We start from the raw sequence: 15,780 nt of genomic DNA, 5'->3' as shown, positions 1-15,780 counted from the left end.
GGGAGAGCCGGAGATGAGCGTCGACCCACCGCCCCCCATGCCCGCCCGCGCCTTCGTCGCGCTGTTCGGGCGGATCGGCCTTCTGTCCTTCGGCGGGCCCGCCGCGCAGATCGCGCTGATGCAGTCCGAGATCGTGGAGCGCCACCGGCTGATGCCGCAGGATGCCTTCCTGCGCGCGTTGTCCTTCTGCATGCTGCTGCCCGGTCCCGAGGCGATGCAGCTGGCCACCTATGCGGGCTGGCGCCTGCGCGGCGTCCGGGGCGGGATCGTTGCCGGCACGCTGTTCGTGGTGCCGGGCGCGGTGGTGATCGCGGCACTGGCGGCGCTGTATCTGGTTTATGGCGAGGTTGCGCTGGTGCGGGCCGCCCTTCTGGGCGTGCAGGCCGCCGTGATCGCGATCGTGGTGAAGGCGCTTCTGACCCTGCGCACCCGCGCGCTGAACGGCCCGCGCGACATCGCGATCGCGGTCGTGGCCTTCGCGGGGATCTTCGCCTTCCAGGTCCCGTTCCCCCTGATCATCGCCGCCGCCGCCGCCGCGGGCCTTGTCCTTGGTGACCGGCCAGAGGCGCAGCCGGTCACCCGGCCCGCGCCGCCCCTCTCGCGGCTTCTGGGAACGGTAGCGCTGTGGTCGGCTGTCTGGGCCGCGCCGCTGGTCGCCCTGTGGATCCTCGACGCCGACTTCCTGCTGACGCTCGGCCTGTTCTTTTCGAAACTCGCCATCGTCACCTTCGGCGGGGCCTATGCCGTCCTCGCCTACATGGCGCAGGCGGTGGTGGAGACTTTCGGCTGGATCGACACGGCCCAGATGATCGACGCGCTGGGGCTGGCCGAAACGACGCCGGGGCCGCTCATCCTCGTGACCGAATTCGTGGCGATCCTCGCAGGCCACGGCGCGGGCGGCTGGCCGATGGCGGCCCTTGCAGGTGCGCTGTGCCTGTGGGTGACCTTCGTGCCGTGCTTCCTGTGGATCTTCGCCGGCGCCCCTTATATCGAGCATCTCTCTGCCCTGCCCCGCCTGGCCGCGGCGCTGTCGGGCGTGACCGCCGCGGTGGTGGGCGTGATCGCCAACCTCGCTCTGTGGTTCGCGCTGCACGTCGTCTTTACCGAGGTCGGGCGGGCCGGGTTCGGCCCCGTCCACCTACCATGGCCCGAACTCGGCACGTTGCGGCCCGTGGCGGTGCTGCTGGTGATTCTTTCCACCCGGCTTCTGCTGTGGCGCGGCTGGCCTTTGTGGGCGGTTCTGCTGCTTGCCGCGGGTTCTGGTGGGTCTCTTGGATGGCTTGGCGCCGCCTGATTGCGAAAACAGGCGGTTCAATCGGCGAAAACTTCGTTTATGCTGACCTCAGCAGACGGGGGTTTTTGATGTCTGGCTTGATCGATTACGGTAACCTGATGCACCGCGCCATGCGCGGTTTGATCTTTGAAGTGCTGACCGATGTCGCCCAGAACGAGCTGCCGGGTGAGCACCATTTCTTCATCACCTTCGACACCTCCCACCCCCAGGTCGAAATCGCCGACTGGCTGGCCGAACGCTATCCGGGCGAGATGACGGTGGTCATGCAGCACTGGTACGACAACCTGTCCGTCACGACCGAAGGCTTCGGCGTCACCCTGAATTTCGGCGATGCGCCCGAGCCGCTGTATATCCCGTTCGACGCGATCAAGACCTTCGTCGACCCGTCGGTCGAATTCGGCCTGCGGTTCGAGAATTCGGACACGGAAGAGGCCGAGACGACCGAATTGTCCGTCGTGCAGGAACGTGGCGAGGCCGACCCCGCGCCAGAACCCGCGACCGGCGAAGCGAACGCCGACATCGTGTCGCTGGACAGTTTCCGCAAGACCTAACCCGCAAGACGGAATTGGGGGCGCAAACAGGCTTGTGGGCCCGCGCGCCCGCGCTTATGCCTCGCCCCGACATCGACCGACAGGAGCCCGCGCCATGACCGCCACCCGCACCGAGACCGACAGCTTCGGCCCCCTCGAGGTTCCCGCGGACAAGTACTGGGGCGCGCAGACGCAACGCTCGATCCTGAATTTCCCCATCGGGTGGGAGAAACAGCCCGTGGCCATCGTGCGCGCGCTGGGTGTGATCAAGCAGGCCTGCGCGACGGAGAACAAGGCAAGCGGTAAGCTCGACGCGACACTGGCCGACGCGATCATCCAGGCCGCGTCCGAGGTCGTGGCGGGCGATCTTGACGATCACTTCCCGCTGGTCGTCTGGCAGACGGGCTCGGGCACGCAATCCAACATGAACGCCAACGAGGTCATCGCCAACCGCGCGATCGAGATCCTCGGCGGCACGCTGGGATCGAAAGACCCGGTCCACCCCAACGATCACTGCAACATGGGCCAGTCGTCGAACGACACCTTCCCCACCGCCATGCACATCGCCACCGCGATGACGGCGCGGGACGTGACCCTGCCGGGACTGGAAAAGCTGCACGCGGCATTGCAGTCCAAGGTCGAGGCGTTCGACGGCATCATCAAGATCGGTCGCACCCACACGCAGGACGCCACCCCCCTGACGCTGAGCCAGGAATTTTCCGGCTATACCCACCAGGTCGCCATGGGCATCCAGCGGGTGAAGGACGCTTTGGGGCGCATCTATGAACTGGCGCAGGGCGGCACCGCCGTCGGCACCGGGCTGAACACGGCCAAGGGCTGGGACGTGGCCGTTGCGGGCCACATGGCCGACATCACCGGCCTGCCCTTCGTCACCGCGCCCAACAAGTTCGAGGCACTGGCCGCCCATGACGCGATGGTCGAGATGTCGGGCGCGCTGAAAACCGTCGCCGCCTCGCTCTTCAAAATCGCCAACGACATCCGCCTGCTGGGTTCCGGCCCGCGCTGCGGGCTGGGCGAGCTGATCCTGCCGGAAAACGAGCCCGGCTCGTCGATCATGCCGGGCAAGGTGAACCCCACCCAGTGCGAGGCGCTGACGCAGGTCTGCGCACACGTGATGGGCAACGACGCCGCCGTGGGTTTCGCCGGATCGCAGGGCCATTTCGAACTGAACGTCTACAAGCCGATGATGTCCTACAACGTGCTGCAATCCATGCAGCTTCTGGGCGACGCGGCGGTGGCGTTCACCGACAACCTCGTGGTCGGCCTGAAGGCCGACGAGGCGCGGATCGACAAGCTGATGCGCGAGTCGCTGATGCTGGTCACCGCCCTCGCCCCCGTGATCGGGTATGACAACGCCACGATCGTCGCCAAGACCGCGCACAAGAACAAGACCACGCTGAAGGAAGAGGCGATCGCGCTTGGTTTCGTCGACGAGGAAACCTTCGACCGCGTCGTGCGCCCGGAAAACATGGTCGGCCCCAAGTGAGCACCTCGCGCCCAAAGCGAGGCGCGCCTGCGAGGGCGCGATGAGCGGCACGCCGATCAACCTCAACCGCGCCCGCAAGGCGCGCGACAAGGTGAAAAAGCGCGCGCAAGCCGATGAGAACGCCGTGAAATTCGGTCGCACGAAAGCCGAAAAATCCAAGGATACGGCCGAGCGGGACAAGGCCACGCGCAAACTCGACCAGCATCGCCGCGACACATGAGCGCCCGCCCCGTCAAACGCTCCCTGACGCTGAAGGGGCACCGCACCTCGGTCTCTCTCGAAGACGCGTTCTGGCGCGAGTTTCGCAACATCGCAGATGAAAAAGGTATGCCGATCAACGCACTGGCAGCCGAAATCGATGCAGCACGTGATCTTGATACCGGGCTGGCCTCGGCCATTCGCCTCTACGTGCTGGACCATCTGCGCGCGCAGGTCGGCGACCGCCCGGACTGATCCCTATTGCCGCGCGCGGCTGCGCCAGCCACCCCGCCGCCGGGGCGCCGAGATCGTCTGCAAACCCGCCTCCAGCACCTCTGTCATCGGGTGACCCGCCGCGCCATAGGTTTTCAACAGCGCCTCGATCGCCGGTTTCTGCGGCACAGTGTCCGGCAGGCTCAGCGCCCAGTCGAGGAAGATGGACCGGCACTGATCCGCGCCGATCCCCTCGATCCGGTAGGCCTCGCGGATCAGGCCCTTGGGGTCTTCGATCATGTCACTGAGGCCCATTCCCGGCCCTTTCTGCGATCACGCGGTCGATCACCGCCGCCGCCGCACTGGACCGCGAAGCAAGCGCCGCGTCAAGCTGATCCCGGTCTGACTGCCCCGCGATCCGGACGATGAAAGCCTGCCCCCCCGCGCCAAGCTTGTCCGGATCCGACACGTCCGGCCCGATCAGCTGTTCCGCCATGCGCAGGCGCCAGCAGAGCGCATGGGCGTCCGTCAGCGCCTCCGCCTCCCGCTCCGTGATCCAGCCAAGCGCATGCGCGGCGGCGATCCCCTCGTCCACGTCGCCGTGAAACACGCCCGCGCACAGGCAGGCCGCCTGCGCGAAAAGCTCGATATCCTGCAGCCGTCCCTGCCCCAGCTTGCCTTCCCAGTCATCCAGCGTCCCGTGCGCCGCCGCGATCCGGTCGCGCATGTCGCGCAGGTCGGCCAGCACCGGCGCGGCCTCTCGCGGGATGGAAAGGTGGGTGTCGAGGAAGCCGCGCACATCCGCGCCGACCCCTGCATCGCCCGCCACGATGCGCGCCCGCGTCAGCGCCATGTGCTCCCAAGTCCAGGCCTGGTCCTGCTGGTAGTCCCGGAACGCCGTGAGCGACGTCGCAACCGGCCCCTGGTTGCCCGAGGGGCGCAGGCGCATGTCGACCTCGTAAAGCCGCCCTTCGGCGGTGGGCGCGGTCAGCGCGGTGACCAGCGCCTGCGTCAGCCGCGCGTAATAGGGCCGCACGGCCAGCGGGCGCGGGCCGTCGCTTTCGGTGGCATCGCCCGCGTCGTAGATCACGATGAGGTCAAGGTCGGACCGGGCGTGCAGACGCGCCGCGCCAAGCGATCCCATGCCCAGCAAGGCAACGCCCCGGCCCGGCGGGGTGCCGTGCTTGGCCGCGAAATGCGCGACGATCACGGGCCAGAGCGCGCGCATCACGGCCTCGGCCAGGTCGGCATAGTGGCGCGCGGCCTCCTCGGGTGGAACGATCCCGCGCAACAGGTGCACGCCGATGCGGAACTGCCAGTCCTTCCGCCACCGCCGCGCGGTATCGAGCTGCGCCTCGTAATCGCGCTCCTCCGCGAGTGCTGCCGCGAGCGCCTCGTGCATGGTCTCGACACCCGGCCACGGCGTGAAGAACTCGCCGGCGATCACCGCGTCGAATACCTCCGCATGGCGCGACAGGTAGCCTGCCAGTTCCGGCCCGACCGACACGATTTCCACAAGCAAGTCAATAAGTTGCGGATTGGCGTCGAACAGCGAGAAAAGCTGCACCCCCGCCGGCAGCCCGGACAGGAAGCGATCGAAGGCGGCGCGCGCCTCGTCGGGGCGGTCGGCGGTGGCGAGGCGGGCCAGGATGCCCGGTTGCAGACGGCGAAAGATCTGCGCCGCCCGGTCCGACCTGAGGGCGGGATAGCGCAGCCAGCTTTCATCGGCGACGGCGGGCGCCACCGGCGCCGGATCCGATGGCAGGCGCCCGGCATCGCGGTCGAAGAAGCGGTCGGTGATCTCGTTCACCTCTTCCAGCGCCTCCGACAGGTGCCGTTCCAGCGCCGCGCGGTCCATGTCCATGAAGGCCGCCAGCCGTTCGAACCCCGCCGCGTCGCGCGGCAGGTCGTGGGTCTGCGCGTCGCGCAGCATCTGCACCCGGTGCTCGGCCTCGCGCAGCGTGCGGTAGTGCCGGGCGAGCGCACCCGCGGCATCCGCATCGACCCACCCCTTGCGCGTCAGGCGCTCCAGCCCCTCGGCCGTGCCGCGCAGGCGCAGCGACGGATCGCGCCCCCCGGCGATGATCTGCCGGGTCTGGGTGAAGAACTCGATCTCGCGGATACCGCCGCGCCCCAGTTTCAGGTTGTGACCCGGCAGGGTGATCGGCCCGTGCAGCCCCTTGTGTTCGCGGATGGCGAGGCGCATGTCGTGGGCGTCGCGCACCGCCGCGAAATCGAGATGCCGGCGCCAGATGAAGGGCCGCAAATCGGCGATGAACCTGTCCCCCGCCTCCATGTCCCCGGCACACGGCCGCGCCTTGACCCACGCCGCGCGTTCCCATGTGCGCCCGTGGGTCTCGTAATAGGTCTCTGCCGCGGACATCGCGATGCAGACCGGCGTCGCGCCCGCATCGGGCCGCAGGCGCAGATCGGTGCGAAAGACATATCCCTCGTCGGTGACGTCGTTCAGCCAGCCGGTCATGCGCCGGATCACGCGGGCAAGGCCCGAGCGCGCCTCGGCCACCTCGGCCGGGCCAAAGCCGCGATCGTCGAACAGGCAGATGAGGTCGATGTCAGAGGAATAGTTCAACTCGAACGCGCCCATCTTGCCCATCGCGAAGATCGTGGGCATCGGCGGGGCACCGCGCGCCCGCGCCATCGCCGCGCCAAGTGCCACGGAACAGGCGGTATCGGCAAGTTCGGTCAGGGCATGGGTGATGTCCGCCAGCGGCCAGAGGCCACCCAGATCCGCCAGCGCCGTCAGCAGCGCCGCCCGGCGCTTGGCGGTGCGCAGGGGGCTGGACGGGTCGGCCTCGGGCGGCAGGTCGCGCAATACGGCCAGTTCGGCATCGAACGCGGCGCGCGGATCGGGCGCGGCGGTTTCCAGCCAGTCTCCCTCCGCCGCGACAAGCTGCGCGATATAAGGCGCGCATCCCGCCGCGCCCGCGACAAGATCGGCCAGCGGGGCATCGGCCCATGGCACGGCGGCGCGTGCCTCTGCACCACGGTCGGCATTGTAGGGGCGCGGGCAGCGCGTCACGGGGGCAAGCGCGGTCATGCGTCCAGCGTGTGGCGCGCGGCCAGCGGCGTCAATGGCTTGACCTTGCGCGCCGTCCCTTGGACGGTTCCCGCGACAGGCGAGCAACAGGCAAGGCGGCCCACGGCATGAGCAAGAGTTTGAAACGCGTGCGCGCGGCACTGCAGGCCGAAGGGCTCGCGCCCGAGATCGTGGAACTGGTCAATGCGCGTACCGCGCAGGAGGCCGCCGACGGGGTCGGATGCATGCTCGACCAGATCGCCAAGTCGATCATCTTTCGCGGGGAGACGAGCGGCACCGCCGTACTGTTCCTGACGGCGGGCGGTAACCGGGTGGACGCGGCCAAGGCCTCGGCCATTGCGGGTGAGGCGCTTGGCAAGGCCGACGCCGCGCTGATCCGGGCGCAGACGGGTTTTGCCATCGGCGGGGTCGCCCCGGTCGGTCACCTCTCCCCGATCCGCGCCTTCTGGGATCCGCGCTTGTCGGAGTTCGACGTAATCTGGGCGGCAGCCGGCACACCGCGCCACGTTTTCGCGGTCTCCCCGGCGGTTCTGCTGCGAATTTCCGGTGCGCAAATATCTGAATTCACGTCATAAAACCGATTAATGTAAAAAACCTTCACATAACCCCTTGTCAGACCCGACCCCGCCCCCCATCTTCAGTGATGTGAAAGGCATTTACATTGCCCGCCACAGTAACCTGACATTGAACATGGAGACCCACATGACCTCGCTCGCCCCCACGGCTTCCCCCACCACCCACCGGATGGGATGGTTTGCCCGGTCCGAGGCCTGGCTGGACGAGAAAGGCAAAGGCGCCTGGATCGCGGCCATGGTTCTTGGCTTCATCTTCTTCTGGCCTACCGGCCTCGCCCTTCTGTTCTACATGATCTGGAGCAAACGCATGTTTTCCAAAGGCTGTTCGCGGTCATCCTATCGCTCGGCGCGGTACGCGATGACGAAAACCACCGGCAACACGGCGTTCGACGCCTACAAGGAAGAAACGCTGCGCCGCCTGCAGGACGAGCAGGAGAATTTCGAGGCCTTCCTCGAACGCCTGCGCGCCGCCAAGGACAAGGCCGAGTTCGACCAGTTCATGGACGAACGCGAAGAGGCCACCAAGAAACACGACGAAGAGGCATAATCCGCCCGTCGTCCCCTCCGCGCCCGGCCTGTCCGGGCGTGGACACACGTTTTCAGCAGGGAATTTCCAAGATGACCCACACCCCGGATACCTCCGCCGCCCCGGCAACCGCGCCCCGCATGAACGGCTTTGTCCTGATCGTGACGATGGGCATGTACGCGGGATTTGCCATCCCCGTATCGATCATCGCGATGGACCAGTCGTTCTACGTCGGCATCGTGCTGGCCGCGTTCCTTGCATGGCAATGGGGCAACCTGCCCCGGATGCTGATGGGTGCGCCCGCGCAGATGCCGTGGTCGTCCATCGCCCCGCAGACACCGTCACCGGCAGAGCGTCCGTCGGGCAATGCCAGCTTCGACGCCTACCGCGCCGAGCTTCTGGACCGGCTGGAGCATGAACAGGAGCGGTTCGACGGTTTCCTCGACCGTCTGCGCGCGGCCAAGGACCAGGGCGAGTTCGACCAGTTCATGGATGATCGCGCCGAAACCGTGCGCCAGGCCAATCCCGCTCCGATCCTTCCGGCGCGGGCCTGACCCCTCCCCCACCCTTCACAGGCTTACACGATGAGCTATACCTCCCACTCTCCCGATCCCCTCGCGCAACCGGATTTCTATGACAGCGTGCCGACCAAGCGGTTCTTCGCGTGGCTGGTGGACGTGGCGATCATCACGCTTGTCTGTCTTGTCCTGACGCCCTTCACCGGGTTCCTGAGCCTGCTTGTCTGGGCGCCCTTCTGGTTCCTCGTCAGCTTCCTCTACCGGTGGGGCACGCTGGCCGGAGGCTCGGCCACCTGGGGCATGCGGCTGATGGCGGTGGAGATGCGCGATGCCGACGACCGGGCGTTCAGCGCCGGCACCGCCTTTGCCCACACGCTGGGCTACACGGTGTCCATCGCGATCCCGGTGCTGCAGGTGATCTCGATCATCCTGATGCTGACCTCGGCGCGTGGACAGGGCCTGACCGACCATGTCCTGGGCACGGTTGCGATCAACCGCCGATTGCGCCGGGGGCTGTAACCCTGCGACCATTCGGGGGTTGGCGCGGCGCGGCGGGATTGCTAGGCTTTTGAGACAAGCTTGACCGGACCCGCATGCGCCACACTCTTCCCATCGCCCCGCAGTTCTACGTGACTGCGCCGCAACCTTGCCCGTATCTGGAGGGCCGGATGGAGCGCAAGCTGTTCACGGCGCTGCAGGGCGAAAGCGCGAAGAAGCTGAACGATTCCCTGTCGAAACAGGGGTTTCGCAGGTCCCAGAACGTCCTTTACCGCCCCTCCTGCGCCGATTGCGCGGCCTGCCTGTCGGCGCGGATCGACGTGTCGAAATTCTCGCTCTCGCGCAGCCAGAAGCGCATCCTGCGCCGCAACGACGCCCTTGAACGCCGCGCCACCAGCCCGTGGGCGACCGAAGAGCAGTATGACCTCTTCCGCACCTACCTCGACAGCCGGCACGCCGATGGCGGCATGGCGGACATGGACGTGTTCGAATTCGCCGCGATGATCGAGGAGACGCCGGTGCGCTCCCGCATCGTGGAATACGTGGACAAGGGCAGCAACGAGTTGATCGGGGCCTGCCTGACCGATGTGCTCGATGACGGGCTGTCGATGGTCTATTCCTTCTACAACCCCGACATGGTGAAGAATTCGCTGGGCACCTACATGGTGCTCGACCATGTCGACATCGCGCGCGAGGCGGGATTGCCTTACGTCTACCTTGGCTACTGGGTGCCCGGATCGGACAAGATGGGGTACAAGGCGCGCTTTTCGGGGCTCGAGGTCTATGCCGGGAACCGCTGGCAGGCGCTGACCGATCCGCACGAGTTCGATGCGCGCCGCCACCCGCTGTCGAACGACCCGATTGCCGAGCAGGTGGCCAACATCTCCCTGCCCGGTTCGGAACCGGCGCGCGGAACCGAGTGAGCCAACACCTTCACGCCATCGCCATCCTCGTGCCGGACTACGATGCCGGGATCGCGTTCTACGTGGGCAAGGCCGGGTTCGACCTGCTGGAAGACACCGACATGGGCGGCGGCAAGCGCTGGGTGCTGGTGCGCCCGCCGGGTGGGGAGACCGCGCTGCTTCTGGCGAGGGCCGTGGGCGAGCAGGCGCGCGGGATCGGCGACCAGTTCGCGGGCCGCGTGGGCCTGTTCCTGCACACCGACGACTTCGCGGGCGACCACGCCCGCATGCGCGCCGCCGGGATCACGTTCGAGGAAGAGCCGCGCCACGAACCCTATGGCACCGTCGCCGTCTGGCGCGACCCGTGGGGCACACGGTGGGACCTGCTGCAACTGGCGCGTCCCTAATCCTCGGGCAGGTATTCGAGGATGTCACCCGGCTGGCAGTCGAGGGCGGCGCAGATCTTTTCCAGCGTCTCGAACCGCACGCCTTTGACCTTGCCCGATTTCAGCAGGCTGACATTCGCCTCCGTCAGGCCGATCCGTTCGGCCAGCTCCTTGGACCGCATCTTGCGACGGGCCAGCATGACGTCGAGTGTTACGTTAATTGCCATGCGTAAACCTCAGACAAAGCTGCGATTTTCGGCGTCGACCCGCGCGGCTTCTGCCAACACGTGGCCGAAACAGACGACGATCAGGCCGGACAGGATCGTGTGCAGGTCGAAGGCCTGGAACGACAGCGACACGCGCCCCTGCCCGCCGATCCCCGCAAGCACGGTCAGCGCGCCCGTGCCCAGCACCTCGGCCAGCATCCCGGCAGGTGCCAGCGCCACCATCAGCCAGCCGATCCGCCGCACCCCGCGCGCCGCGTCCAGATCGAAGATCCGCCCGCGCGCCATGCCCGCGAACAGCCGCGCCCCGAGGATGAAGAGCCACAGCGCCAGCCCCGACGGCGCGAGGATCAACGCCGCGCCGATCGCGCGTTGCGGCAGGCTCAGAGGCGTGACCTCTCCGGCGACGCCGAACACAGCGGCGATGTCGAAACCGAAACGCGGGACGGCCACGGTGACAAGCACGAACAGCATGGCGAGCACGACGCCAAGCGCCGCGACGGTGCACCCGATCGAGGCGATGCGCGCGAAACGCTGCGCGGGGTTGGCTGGGGTTTGCATCGGGACCTCCAAAATCACGTTACAGAAATTGATTATTGCAAAACAATAATTTTTGCAAGTAAGGAAATAGGTATTCGATTCCTCGGAAAGGATGCCTGACATGATGAAAACCCTGCCTGCCGTGGCGCGCGCCACGGCCCGATCCCTTGCGGCCTGCGCCGCGCTCGCCGCCTGCGACACGACACCCGTCAAAAGCGCCCTGGCGCTGGCAAAGGTCGATCCGCTGACGACGCGCGCCGATGCCCTGCAGCTTGCCGTTGCCGTGCCCGACACGGTGCGCCTGCGCGAAAACCGGCTGCCGATGACGGCGACGCTGGCCTATCGCGACGGGCGACCGGGCAGCGTGCACCGGTTCGACCTTGTCCCCGTCAAGGCCGGCGCGCCGGGGCTTGGCGACGCGCCCGGAGAGGTCACCGTGTTCGCGCTGGACGGCGCCGAGGCGCAGGCGCGCTTCACCGCCTTCCAGTCCGAAGTGCGGGCGGCGGAGTCGGCGGGGCTGAAAGGTTCGGGCGCGCTCAGCACCGATCCGCCCCTTTGCCGGACCACGACTGACCTGCCGCCGACGCTGCCGGTGATCGTCTACATCAAGACGGCGGAGCTTGCGCGGTTCGTGCCGCTGAACCGACCCCTCGACACCCTGCAGGATGCCCGGCGCGCAGGCGCGGATGCCGCGATCATCGACGCCGCCCTGCCCCGCTGCACATGAAAAAGGCCGCGTCCCTTGCGGGGCGCGGCCGTCTGTCCGGGTATGCCCGTTAGGATCAGGCTTCGTCTTCCATCTCTTCGATGGCTTTCTGAAGCTCGCCCTTGGACACTTCCTTTTCGGTCACCTGCGCCAGTTCGGCGATGTAGTCGATGACCTTGTCCTCGAAGATCGGCGCGCGCAGTTGCTGCTGCATCTGCGGGTTCTGCTGCACGAATTCGAAGAACTGGCGTTCCTGTCCGGGATACTGGCGCGCCTGCGCCATCACCGCCTGGCTCATCTCGGCATCCGACACCTCGACCTCGGCCTTCTGGCCGATCTCTGCCAGCAAAAGACCCAGACGCACGCGGCGTTCGGCCAGCTGGCGATGCTCGTCCGTCGGCTCGATCTTGTCGTGGTCGTGGCCCTCAACATCGGGGTTCTCGTCATGCCACAGCTGGTGCGCGATCTGGTCGGCCTCGGCATCCACCAGCGACGGCGGAAGCTCGAACGACACCAGCTTGTCCAGCTCGTCCAGCAAGCCACGCTTCATGACCTGCCGCGCGGCACCGGCGTATTCGGCTTCCAGGCGCTCCGCGATCTGGCCTTTCAGCGCGGCGAGGTCCTCAGCACCGAATTTCTGCGCCAGCTCGTCGTTGATTTCCGCCGCGGCGGGGGCTTTCACCTCTTTCACCGTGCAGGTGAAGACCGCTTCCTTACCGGCCAGATGCTCGGCCTGGTACTGTTCGGGGAAGGTCACGGTGACCTCTTTCTCCTCACCGGCCTTCACGCCGACCAGCTGCTCTTCGAAGCCGGGGATGAAGGAGTTGGAGCCCAGAACCAGCGGGTAATCCTCGGCCGAGCCGCCTTCGAACGCCTCGCCATCGACGCGGCCGACGAAATCCATCACGACCTGGTCGCCGTCTTTCGCCTTGGAGCCCTTCTTGCGCGGCTCGAAGTTCTGCGCGGTCTCTGCCAGGTTGCCCAGCGCCTCGTCGACGGACGCGTCGTCCGCCTTGGCGACCAGACGCTCCAGCTTGACCGATTTCAGGTCGACGTCGGGAATTTCGGGCAGCGCCTCGTAGGACATCTCGACGGTGACGTCGTCGCCCTCTTTCCATTCCTCGCCGTTCTGCATCTCCACCTTGGGCTGCAGCGCGGGCTTGTCGCCGGATTCCTCGAAATGCGCGGACATCGCGCCGTCGATGGTCTCCTGCATCGCTTCGCCCAGCACGCGGGGGCCGAACTGCTTCTTCAGCAGCGCCATCGGCACCTTGCCCTTGCGGAAGCCCTTCATTTCGACTTCGGGCTGCGCCTCGGCCAGCTTGGCGTTCACCTTGTCTTCCAGCTCGGCGGCGGTCAGGGTGATGGTATAGGCGCGTTTGAGGCCTTCGTTCAGCGTCTCGGTGACCTGCATTGTCGCTCCCACATAGCAGAAAGAGGCCCCACGCTGGAGCCCCGGTCAAAATCTGCGCCTTACTAGTGGCCGCCGGGTGCGGGTTCAAGGCGAAAGTTGCGCGTTCAGCGGGCCCATGCAGGGCGCGAAAGCCGTGCAAGGCACGCAATCATTGACATGTCACATGACACAAAATACCGTTAAGGTTGTGGTCGAAAGGTTCGGACACGTCTGTTTTGAAATCGTTTCACCCGGTGCGCGGCCCCACCGCCCCTCACCGCCCGTTCATTGCCCGTCGCGAGCCTTCCCTTCCGCGCAACGCAACTTTGAACAGCGAGTCATTTCATGCACCCCTCTCTCCACCGTCTTGCCGCCGCCAGCGCCTGCCTGATCGGCGCCTCCACCCTTGCACAGGCCGACGGGCACCTGCCCGACTGGGTCACGATGAGCGACCGCGAATTCGCCGAGGCGCATGTCGACATGGCGTTCTCTGACGACCTCGAAGCGCAAAGCGCCGTGGCGTGGATGCTCTTTGCCCGCGCCAACCAGCAGGTCGACACCGCGACCGGGCAGATTTCGGCGTGGCACACGTGGCCGACGGATGCCGATACCTTCCCGGCACCGGGCGGGACCGCCTCTTGCGCGGTCACACCGGTGATGCGCGACATTCCCGCTTTCGTGAAGTCCAAGAAGGTGCTGGCGGGCAAGGCCGACGCGCAGGCCAGTGCCGCCAAGGGCGGAGAGGAGGTCACCCGCAGCCCCGAAGGGTGCGAATACCTCGTGAACAAGGGGCTCAACACAAAGGCGGGCGTGGCCGGGTATTTCCAGGACCCCGACGCCTTCGTCGACATGCCGATCGGCGCGGTCGAGATCAAGGCACGCTGGGCCGAACCGGGCACCCCCACGACCGAGGGCGCCTATTCCTACCGCGGCGCCTCGGGTGAATACGCGCTGGTGGGGCTGCACCTGATGGTCAAGATGGCCCCGACGCCGCGCGACATGTATACCTCGGAACAGCCAAGCTGGTTCTGGACGACGTTCGAGTTCGGCAAGAATCCGGGCCTCGCCAACGTCCGGTCCCTCGTCACCTACAACGACGCGCTGCCGCAGGATGCCGCGCTGGAGTTGCTGAACGAGGCGGGGCTGGATGTGGACACCTTCGGCCTCTATTCGCCCAACGGCACGCAGATCCGGTTCTCGGACAACGACGGCAAGACCGGCATCGTGCTGGGCCATTCGATGATGGAGGATTTCGCGGGCGTGAACATCAACATGAAGGATCCCGGCCCCTTCCCGGCGGACTGGACGATGTTCAACTCGTCCTGCCATGCCTGCCACGCAACGGCCGCCTATGACACCGCCAATGCCAGCTTCACCCAGATGCCGCTGGTCGTGGGCCGCCTGCCGAAGTCCGAGATGGACATCCTCGCCACGCACAAGCCGCTGGATTTCATGTGGCCGATCGCCTTCCAGGCGAAGTGACGGGTCAGCTTTCCGCCCGGGCCAGCGGTCCGGGCGTTTCCCGGATGGGCAGGTGCAAGAGGGTCGCCAGAAGGCCCAGCGCGATGGCCGTCCACCACATCGCGTCATAGCTGCCCGTCGCATCGTAAAGCCGCCCGCCCAGCCATGCGCCGACGAAGCTGCCGGTCTGGTGTGACAGGAAGACGAGGCCCGCAAGCGTCGACAGGAAGCGCAGCCCTTGGGTCTTGGCCACCAGCCCGGTGGTCAGGGGCACGGTCGCCAGCCACAAAAGCCCCATGACGGACGAGAAGATGACCACGCTGGCAAAGCTGATGGGCAGCAGGATGAAGGCCGTGATGACGACCGCGCGGCCGGCATAGATGCCCGCCAGCACATTTTTCGACGACAGGTGCTGGCCCGACCATCCGGCTCCGAACGAGCCGACGATGTTGAACAGCCCCAGAAGCGCAAGCGATATTCCTCCTATCGCCACCCCGAGGCCCTCGTCCTGCAGGTAGGCCGGCAGGTGGGTCTGGATGAAGGCGACGTGGAAACCACAGACGAAAAACCCGAAGAACAACAGCACGTAAGAGCGGTCGCTGAACGCCATGCGCACCGCGTCCCCCACCCCGCCGCTGGAGGCCGACGCCGTCGGCGCAGACACGCGGGCGATGAAGATTACCGCCGGAAGGATCAGCAGGAACGAGGCGGCGATGATCAGGATCGCGGCCTGCCACCCGAACACCGACATCAGGCCAACCGACAGGGGCGCGCCAAGAAGCATGCCGGTGGACGCGGCGGCGGTTCCAAGTCCCATGACGAACGGGCGTCTTTCCGGGGCGACGATCTTGCCCAGTGCGACGATGACAACCGGGAAGCTCGACGCGCCGGTGCCGATGCCGACGATCACACCGGACGCGACAAAGACTTCAGGGCTTTCGGTGACCCCCCGGATCCAAAACCCCAGCGCCGCCATGAGCGCACCGAAGGCCAGCACCCGGCCCGTGCCGCGCCGGTCTGCCACGATACCCGCGAAGGGTTGCGTCAGGCCCCAGCACAGAAGCTGAACCGCGATGGACAGCGAAAAGACCTCCCGCGACCAGCCCAGCGCCTCGGACATCGGGCGCAGGAAGACGCCGAAGGCGGCGACCATGCCGAACCCCACCAGCGCGATGAAACAGCCCGCGATGATGGCGGCATTGATTGCAGAGGACGACAGGCGTGTCATGTAATCGGCTCCGGAACGATCCG

General features: G+C 66.6%; 19 protein-coding genes. 13 read left to right on the top strand and 6 right to left on the bottom strand.

Features of this window, described 5'->3' with window-relative positions; all coding sequences use genetic code 11:
* Positions 1-13 precede the first annotated feature (13 nt).
* The 5 genes from chrA (at position 14) to ATO11_RS02190 (ending at position 3,784) form a co-directional block, all read left to right on the top strand.
* The gene (gene chrA / locus ATO11_RS02210) at positions 14-1,294 is read left to right on the top strand and encodes a chromate efflux transporter (protein WP_242601333.1); all 1,281 of its coding nucleotides are present in this window, start codon (positions 14-16) and stop codon (positions 1,292-1,294) included.
* 68 nt (positions 1,295-1,362) lie between these two features.
* Positions 1,363-1,845 carry an SspB family protein gene (locus tag ATO11_RS02205; RefSeq protein WP_050529174.1) on the top strand — a complete coding sequence of 161 codons (483 nt, stop codon included), beginning with the start codon at positions 1,363-1,365 and terminating at the stop codon, positions 1,843-1,845.
* Positions 1,846-1,939: 94 nt separating this feature from the next.
* Positions 1,940-3,331, top strand: coding sequence for a class II fumarate hydratase (fumC, locus tag ATO11_RS02200; protein WP_050529173.1), 1,392 nt, complete (start codon positions 1,940-1,942; stop codon positions 3,329-3,331).
* A gap of 40 nt (positions 3,332-3,371) precedes the next feature.
* Complete coding sequence (locus ATO11_RS02195; RefSeq protein ID WP_050529172.1) at positions 3,372-3,551, top strand: DUF4169 family protein; 180 nt, start codon at positions 3,372-3,374, stop codon at positions 3,549-3,551.
* A complete protein-coding gene (locus ATO11_RS02190; RefSeq protein WP_050529171.1) occupies positions 3,548-3,784 on the top strand; it encodes a ribbon-helix-helix domain-containing protein in 237 nt (78 codons plus the stop codon). Before ATO11_RS02195 ends, ATO11_RS02190 begins: the two co-directional genes overlap by 4 nt.
* 3 nt (positions 3,785-3,787) lie before the next feature.
* On the opposite strand, the gene ATO11_RS02185 is transcribed toward ATO11_RS02190, so the two are convergent.
* Both ATO11_RS02185 and ATO11_RS02180 read right to left on the bottom strand, forming a co-directional pair.
* Positions 3,788-4,057, bottom strand: coding sequence for a hypothetical protein (locus ATO11_RS02185; protein WP_050529170.1), 270 nt, complete (start codon positions 4,055-4,057; stop codon positions 3,788-3,790).
* Entirely contained in the window at positions 4,044-6,800 is a 2,757-nt protein-coding gene (locus ATO11_RS02180) for a [protein-PII] uridylyltransferase family protein (RefSeq protein WP_050529169.1), read from the bottom strand. The genes ATO11_RS02185 and ATO11_RS02180 overlap by 14 nt, the downstream gene beginning before the upstream one ends.
* Positions 6,801-6,907: 107 nt before the next feature.
* Between ATO11_RS02180 and ATO11_RS02175 the strand changes: the two genes are divergently transcribed.
* The 6 genes from ATO11_RS02175 (at position 6,908) to ATO11_RS02150 (ending at position 10,226) form a co-directional block, all read left to right on the top strand.
* Entirely contained in the window at positions 6,908-7,375 is a 468-nt protein-coding gene (locus ATO11_RS02175) for a YbaK/EbsC family protein (RefSeq protein WP_050529168.1), read from the top strand.
* A gap of 127 nt (positions 7,376-7,502) precedes the next feature.
* Positions 7,503-7,922, top strand: a complete 420-nt coding sequence (locus tag ATO11_RS02170; protein ID WP_050529419.1) for a DUF2852 domain-containing protein — start codon at positions 7,503-7,505, stop codon at positions 7,920-7,922.
* Positions 7,923-7,993: 71 nt separating this feature from the next.
* Positions 7,994-8,455 carry a DUF2852 domain-containing protein gene (locus ATO11_RS02165; protein WP_050529167.1) on the top strand — a complete coding sequence of 154 codons (462 nt, stop codon included), beginning with the start codon at positions 7,994-7,996 and terminating at the stop codon, positions 8,453-8,455.
* Positions 8,456-8,485: 30 nt separating this feature from the next.
* The gene (locus ATO11_RS02160; protein WP_050529166.1) at positions 8,486-8,938 is read left to right on the top strand and encodes an RDD family protein; all 453 of its coding nucleotides are present in this window, start codon (positions 8,486-8,488) and stop codon (positions 8,936-8,938) included.
* 74 nt (positions 8,939-9,012) lie between these two features.
* On the top strand, positions 9,013-9,840 hold the full coding sequence (locus tag ATO11_RS02155) for an arginyltransferase (protein ID WP_050529165.1): 828 nt from the start codon (positions 9,013-9,015) through the stop codon (positions 9,838-9,840).
* Positions 9,837-10,226 carry a VOC family protein gene (locus ATO11_RS02150; protein WP_050529164.1) on the top strand — a complete coding sequence of 130 codons (390 nt, stop codon included), beginning with the start codon at positions 9,837-9,839 and terminating at the stop codon, positions 10,224-10,226. Before ATO11_RS02155 ends, ATO11_RS02150 begins: the two co-directional genes overlap by 4 nt.
* Here the strand turns inward: ATO11_RS02150 and ATO11_RS02145 are convergent.
* Together ATO11_RS02145 and ATO11_RS02140 are read right to left on the bottom strand one after the other, a co-directional pair.
* The gene (locus ATO11_RS02145) at positions 10,223-10,432 is read right to left on the bottom strand and encodes a helix-turn-helix domain-containing protein (RefSeq protein ID WP_050529163.1); all 210 of its coding nucleotides are present in this window, start codon (positions 10,430-10,432) and stop codon (positions 10,223-10,225) included. The genes ATO11_RS02150 and ATO11_RS02145 overlap by 4 nt on opposite strands.
* A 9-nt stretch (positions 10,433-10,441) precedes the next feature.
* Entirely contained in the window at positions 10,442-10,990 is a 549-nt protein-coding gene (locus ATO11_RS02140) for a DUF2975 domain-containing protein (RefSeq protein ID WP_050529162.1), read from the bottom strand.
* A 100-nt stretch (positions 10,991-11,090) separates the two neighbouring features.
* Here ATO11_RS02140 and ATO11_RS02135 point away from each other — a divergent pair, with 100 nt between their 5' ends.
* Complete coding sequence (locus ATO11_RS02135) at positions 11,091-11,696, top strand: hypothetical protein (RefSeq protein WP_050529161.1); 606 nt, start codon at positions 11,091-11,093, stop codon at positions 11,694-11,696.
* A gap of 55 nt (positions 11,697-11,751) precedes the next feature.
* On the opposite strand, the gene tig is transcribed toward ATO11_RS02135, so the two are convergent.
* The gene (tig, locus tag ATO11_RS02130; protein WP_050529160.1) at positions 11,752-13,089 is read right to left on the bottom strand and encodes a trigger factor; all 1,338 of its coding nucleotides are present in this window, start codon (positions 13,087-13,089) and stop codon (positions 11,752-11,754) included.
* Between the two features lie 324 nt (positions 13,090-13,413).
* Between tig and ATO11_RS02125 the strand changes: the two genes are divergently transcribed.
* On the top strand, positions 13,414-14,550 hold the full coding sequence (locus ATO11_RS02125; protein WP_050529159.1) for a hypothetical protein: 1,137 nt from the start codon (positions 13,414-13,416) through the stop codon (positions 14,548-14,550).
* A 4-nt stretch (positions 14,551-14,554) separates the two neighbouring features.
* Here ATO11_RS02125 and ATO11_RS02120 read toward each other — a convergent pair whose 3' ends face one another.
* Complete coding sequence (locus ATO11_RS02120) at positions 14,555-15,757, bottom strand: MFS transporter (RefSeq protein WP_050529158.1); 1,203 nt, start codon at positions 15,755-15,757, stop codon at positions 14,555-14,557.
* Positions 15,758-15,780 lie beyond the last annotated feature (23 nt).

Origin of the sequence: Pseudaestuariivita atlantica (assembly GCF_001205715.1) — a bacterium.
GTDB lineage: Bacteria > Pseudomonadota > Alphaproteobacteria > Rhodobacterales > Rhodobacteraceae > Pseudaestuariivita > Pseudaestuariivita atlantica.
Note: the sequence above shows the minus strand (reverse complement) of the source record. Positions and strands in the feature narration are given on the sequence as shown.

Coding starts and splice junctions, on each gene's coding strand:
- chrA (WP_242601333.1), top strand. CDS start 14: ATGAGCGTCGACCCACCGCCCCCCATGCCCGCCCGCGCCTTCGTCGCG.
- ATO11_RS02205 (WP_050529174.1), top strand. CDS start 1,363: ATGTCTGGCTTGATCGATTACGGTAACCTGATGCACCGCGCCATGCGC.
- fumC (WP_050529173.1), top strand. CDS start 1,940: ATGACCGCCACCCGCACCGAGACCGACAGCTTCGGCCCCCTCGAGGTT.
- ATO11_RS02195 (WP_050529172.1), top strand. CDS start 3,372: ATGAGCGGCACGCCGATCAACCTCAACCGCGCCCGCAAGGCGCGCGAC.
- ATO11_RS02190 (WP_050529171.1), top strand. CDS start 3,548: ATGAGCGCCCGCCCCGTCAAACGCTCCCTGACGCTGAAGGGGCACCGC.
- ATO11_RS02185 (WP_050529170.1), bottom strand. CDS start 4,057: ATGGGCCTCAGTGACATGATCGAAGACCCCAAGGGCCTGATCCGCGAG.
- ATO11_RS02180 (WP_050529169.1), bottom strand. CDS start 6,800: ATGACCGCGCTTGCCCCCGTGACGCGCTGCCCGCGCCCCTACAATGCC.
- ATO11_RS02175 (WP_050529168.1), top strand. CDS start 6,908: ATGAGCAAGAGTTTGAAACGCGTGCGCGCGGCACTGCAGGCCGAAGGG.
- ATO11_RS02170 (WP_050529419.1), top strand. CDS start 7,503: ATGACCTCGCTCGCCCCCACGGCTTCCCCCACCACCCACCGGATGGGA.
- ATO11_RS02165 (WP_050529167.1), top strand. CDS start 7,994: ATGACCCACACCCCGGATACCTCCGCCGCCCCGGCAACCGCGCCCCGC.
- ATO11_RS02160 (WP_050529166.1), top strand. CDS start 8,486: ATGAGCTATACCTCCCACTCTCCCGATCCCCTCGCGCAACCGGATTTC.
- ATO11_RS02155 (WP_050529165.1), top strand. CDS start 9,013: ATGCGCCACACTCTTCCCATCGCCCCGCAGTTCTACGTGACTGCGCCG.
- ATO11_RS02145 (WP_050529163.1), bottom strand. CDS start 10,432: ATGGCAATTAACGTAACACTCGACGTCATGCTGGCCCGTCGCAAGATG.
- ATO11_RS02140 (WP_050529162.1), bottom strand. CDS start 10,990: ATGCAAACCCCAGCCAACCCCGCGCAGCGTTTCGCGCGCATCGCCTCG.
- ATO11_RS02135 (WP_050529161.1), top strand. CDS start 11,091: ATGATGAAAACCCTGCCTGCCGTGGCGCGCGCCACGGCCCGATCCCTT.
- tig (WP_050529160.1), bottom strand. CDS start 13,089: ATGCAGGTCACCGAGACGCTGAACGAAGGCCTCAAACGCGCCTATACC.
- ATO11_RS02125 (WP_050529159.1), top strand. CDS start 13,414: ATGCACCCCTCTCTCCACCGTCTTGCCGCCGCCAGCGCCTGCCTGATC.
- ATO11_RS02120 (WP_050529158.1), bottom strand. CDS start 15,757: ATGACACGCCTGTCGTCCTCTGCAATCAATGCCGCCATCATCGCGGGC.